At 61.8% G+C, this 3,472-nt stretch carries 6 protein-coding genes; 2 read left to right on the forward strand and 4 right to left on the reverse strand.

The features are described 5' to 3' along the window. The first annotated feature begins 122 nt into the window (after positions 1-122). Together ABYW26_RS12110 and ABYW26_RS12115 are read left to right on the forward strand one after the other, a co-directional pair. Complete coding sequence (locus ABYW26_RS12110; protein ID WP_372605157.1) at positions 123-449, forward strand: arsenate reductase family protein; 327 nt, start codon at positions 123-125, stop codon at positions 447-449. 46 nt (positions 450-495) lie between these two features. After that, positions 496-852: a hypothetical protein gene (locus tag ABYW26_RS12115; RefSeq protein WP_372605158.1), complete on the forward strand. Its 357-nt coding sequence runs from the start codon at positions 496-498 to the stop codon at positions 850-852. Here the strand turns inward: ABYW26_RS12115 and ABYW26_RS12120 are convergent. From ABYW26_RS12120 to ABYW26_RS12135, 4 genes are read right to left on the reverse strand one after another with little or no spacing between them, the layout of a single operon-like run. Further along, on the reverse strand, positions 846-1,385 hold the full coding sequence (locus tag ABYW26_RS12120; RefSeq protein ID WP_372605159.1) for a DoxX family membrane protein: 540 nt from the start codon (positions 1,383-1,385) through the stop codon (positions 846-848). The two genes, ABYW26_RS12115 and ABYW26_RS12120, sit on opposite strands and share 7 nt — an antisense overlap. A gap of 2 nt (positions 1,386-1,387) precedes the next feature. Continuing rightward, the gene (locus ABYW26_RS12125; protein ID WP_372605160.1) at positions 1,388-2,140 is read right to left on the reverse strand and encodes a DUF2063 domain-containing protein; all 753 of its coding nucleotides are present in this window, start codon (positions 2,138-2,140) and stop codon (positions 1,388-1,390) included. Then, entirely contained in the window at positions 2,137-2,994 is an 858-nt protein-coding gene (locus ABYW26_RS12130; protein WP_372605161.1) for a DUF692 domain-containing protein, read from the reverse strand. The genes ABYW26_RS12125 and ABYW26_RS12130 overlap by 4 nt, the downstream gene beginning before the upstream one ends. A 53-nt stretch (positions 2,995-3,047) precedes the next feature. Next, positions 3,048-3,344 (reverse strand): DUF2282 domain-containing protein, encoded by a 297-nt coding sequence (locus ABYW26_RS12135; RefSeq protein WP_372605162.1) that lies wholly within the window; start codon positions 3,342-3,344, stop codon positions 3,048-3,050. Positions 3,345-3,472 lie beyond the last annotated feature (128 nt).

Raw genomic sequence — 3,472 nt, forward strand, 5'->3', positions numbered from 1 at the left:
ACGGTCGTCATAGAAACCTTGTCGTCACGGCACAAGGATGTGGGCCGAATCGCGACAAAATCAAGGGTGAAGTCTTTTGCCCCCCATAGGCCGCGCTATAGTCTGCGAAAAAAGGAGGCAAAATGCGCCTATATGGACTGAAAACCTGCGATACCTGTAGGAAATCTTTGAAAATTCTCACTCAGGCCGGTCATAACGCCACGCTGATCGACATTCGGCAGCAGCCGCTGACCCCCGAACAACTGGCACAGTTTCATGCGGTTTTCGGTGATGATCTGGTGAACCGGCGCTCGACCACATGGCGCGGATTGCCCGCATCCGAGCGCGATCTTGACCCGCTGGAATTGTTGGCCCGCCATCCGGCGCTGATGAAGCGTCCGGTGATCGAAGCGGCTGGCCAGCTCTATCTTGGCTGGGATAAACAAGTTCAGGCGGCGCTGCTTGGATAATCCCGGCGCGCCCCCATATTGAAACGACACCAACCGGAGACGACCCATGCGCAATGCCGCCCTGACCCTTGGAGTGATTGCCGGAGTGATCGGCCTGATCGTCGGGTTCTTCAGCTATGGCTATACGGTTTTCATCGAGGAATACGGCGAGGTCGGAAAGCTGGCACAGCAGGTCGATAACATCGCGCTGGTGCGCGGCGCCGCTTTGATCGCGCCGATTTTGGCGATTGCCGGCGGCGCGATGGCGCGGTCGCAGAACCTTGCGGCCGGGGTGTTGTTGCTGGCCTCGGCGGCGGGGATGATGTGGGCCTTCGGCTTTGGCGTCTTTACCATGTTCCCGATCGCCATGGCCGGTCTGGGCGGCATTCTGGCGCTGTTGGCGCGCCAGCCCGACGCTCACTGAAGTCGCAGGATCCGGTCCAGCGACAGCGGCCCCGCGCCCTTAAGCACCAACCCGATCAACAATGTGATCCAGAACAGCCGCTGATCCATAATCAGGCTGTCCGGCGCGCCATCGAACCACGCGCCCAAGGTCGCGGGCTGTGAAAGCACGCCATGGCCGAACAGATCGGTCAGGGTCTGAACCGCGACGAACCCGATCATCGCCAGCGCCGACAGCCGGGTGAACAGGCCCAGCACGATCAGCAGCGGCAGCAGGAATTCGGCATAGGTCCCGGCCAGCACCACCACCCGGTGAAACAGGCCCAACCCGTCGATATTGTAGTTCACCGCTTCAAACGCTCGGGGGAAAATCTGGGCATAAGCGCCCAGCGACGGTGTGAAAATTCCGTCGAATTTGGTCTGGGCCGAGTTCCAGAAGTAAAACAGCAAAGTTGCAGCAAAAGTGAAACGTATCAGGCTGGGCAAAACCACAGGCGCCAGCCGCAATTCAGCCGCCTTGAACGCTGAATTATACATATTAATCAGAAAGGTCATGGCTATACCTCATGGTCTGCACTGAGAATGGCCTGACCGGATAGCAGCAGGCCAAGACATTCGGAAATGTTGAAATTATGAAACTCTGAGTCCGCGATTTGATGGGCCAGAGACAGCGGCTTTCCGGCTTGCAGCGCCTTGATGAAGCTGAAACCGCCGGGGGGCAGGATATGCACCTGCGGATCAAAGCCGGGGCGGGTGATCAGCACCTCTTCGGCGGCGGGACGCGGCAGAACGACCGGGCTGGTCTGATGCGCCAGCCAGATCGACGCCACCGGATGATCCGAGCGCAGCACTTGCACCGCCGGGGCCAGCGTCAGGCGCATTTGCATCAGATTTCCCGCCGACAGGCTGTTCAGCGCCCCGGCATCCAACGGCGCGGCATCGGCAGCGTGATAGGCATGGCGCAGCGCCAGTTCCAGACGCGCCACATCCGGCAGATAGCGCAGATGCGCCACCGGCGGGAACCGTTCCAGAAACCCCGGCATCGCGCCACCGTAATACATCATCAACGGCGACCGCGGCGGGTGGGTGCGCAGGAACACCCCGGCCATGGCGGTAAAGAATTCGGCCCCGACCAGCGCGCGCACCACTGGAAAGGCGCTGTCCAGCGCCTCGGTCAGGCCGACGGCGACATTGTTGCGATAGACGTCAAAGCGGCGTCCGGCCGGGCGGCCCATCGGGTCGGACAGGCCCGGCGGTGCGGGGTGGCGCCCGTCCAGCAGGGCGGTGGCAAACTCGGGTTGGGTGCTCATGCCGTCACCTGCGATAGTTGCGCCGCCGCCAGCGCGGCCTCTTGCGCCAGAACCGGCCAATCCGGGACGTCATTGTCCCATTCGATCAGTGTCGGTCGCGGCCCCGAGCGCGCCAGCGTATAGCCGTAAAGCGCCCAGACCGGATCGACCACCGGAGCGGCGTGATTGTCGATCAACAGCGGCGCGCCGTGGTCGTCGCGGTCGATGGCATGGCCCCCCAGATGAATTTCCCCGACCTGCGATAGCGGAAACGCGTCGATATAGGCATAGGCATCGGTCTGTTGATTGGTGGCCGAAACAAAGACGTTATTCACATCCAGCAACAAGCCACAGCCGGTGCGGCGGGCGATTTCGGCCAGAAACTCGGGCTCGGAAAAGGTGCTGTCGTTGAAGGCCAGATAGGTCGAGGGGTTCTCCAGCAGCATCCGCCGTCCCAGACAGCTTTGCACCTGATCAATATGGTCGCAGACCCGGGTCAGCGTCGCGGCCGTATAGGGCAGGGGCAGCAGGTCGTTCAGAAACGCGCCGTCATGGGTGGACCATGCCAGATGCTCGGAAAATTGCGCCGGGTTCAGCCAGTTGATCAGGTGTTGCAACCGGGCCAGATGGTCGCGGTCCAGCGGGCCCTGGCCGCCGATCGACAGGCCGACACCATGCACTGAAATCGGGAAACGCTGGGCCAGATGGCGCAGTTGCGCCAATGGCCGCCCGCCATTGCCCATGTAATTCTCGGCATGGATTTCCAGCCATGCCACCGGGCCGGGATCGGCGACCAGAGCCGCGAAATGCTGGGGCTTGTAACCCACGCCCGCCCGGTTGGGCAGCGCGTCAAAACGAGGTGTCGTGTCTAGCATCGGTTCCTCCCGAAAGGATGCGCCCCCGGCCTGCGCCGGGGGCGGCAAAGCGGTTACGCGGGCAGGTCGCGCTCAAGCGCGGTCAACGAGCCCATGCGGTCGCCGGGCAGTTCGATCGACTCGCAGGTGCCAGCCGGAACCAGCGACCACGAGTTGCCCTGATAATCGACCTTCGAGGTGCCGGCGCAGGTGGTGCCGGGGCCAGCGGCGCAGTTGTTTTCGCCGGCCAGAGCGACACCGAAACATTTCTCCATTTCGCCCGGCTTCATCTCGTCGGCATTCGCGACATGAGCACTCAGGGCAGCAGCAACAGCACCGGCAACGGCCAGCGATTTCATTTGGATCGACATGGATATTCTCCCTTTCAAAAATCCCTTTTCGTCGCGTCTTGCGACAGGGACAGAGGTAGGGCCATCCGTCGATCAACTGCTACTCACAGGGGTGTGTTGCACGTCGCTGTTATGGATTGAAACAATTC

Source organism: Actibacterium sp., from assembly GCF_041584535.1.
Classification (GTDB): Bacteria; Pseudomonadota; Alphaproteobacteria; order Rhodobacterales; family Rhodobacteraceae; genus Actibacterium_D.

Bases quoted from the DNA above. Each gene is read 5' to 3' on its own strand.
- ABYW26_RS12110 (WP_372605157.1), top strand. From the start codon at position 123: ATGCGCCTATATGGACTGAAAACCTGCGATACCTGTAGGAAATCTTTG.
- ABYW26_RS12115 (WP_372605158.1), top strand. From the start codon at position 496: ATGCGCAATGCCGCCCTGACCCTTGGAGTGATTGCCGGAGTGATCGGC.
- ABYW26_RS12120 (WP_372605159.1), bottom strand. From the start codon at position 1,385: ATGACCTTTCTGATTAATATGTATAATTCAGCGTTCAAGGCGGCTGAA.
- ABYW26_RS12125 (WP_372605160.1), bottom strand. From the start codon at position 2,140: ATGAGCACCCAACCCGAGTTTGCCACCGCCCTGCTGGACGGGCGCCAC.
- ABYW26_RS12130 (WP_372605161.1), bottom strand. From the start codon at position 2,994: ATGCTAGACACGACACCTCGTTTTGACGCGCTGCCCAACCGGGCGGGC.
- ABYW26_RS12135 (WP_372605162.1), bottom strand. From the start codon at position 3,344: ATGTCGATCCAAATGAAATCGCTGGCCGTTGCCGGTGCTGTTGCTGCT.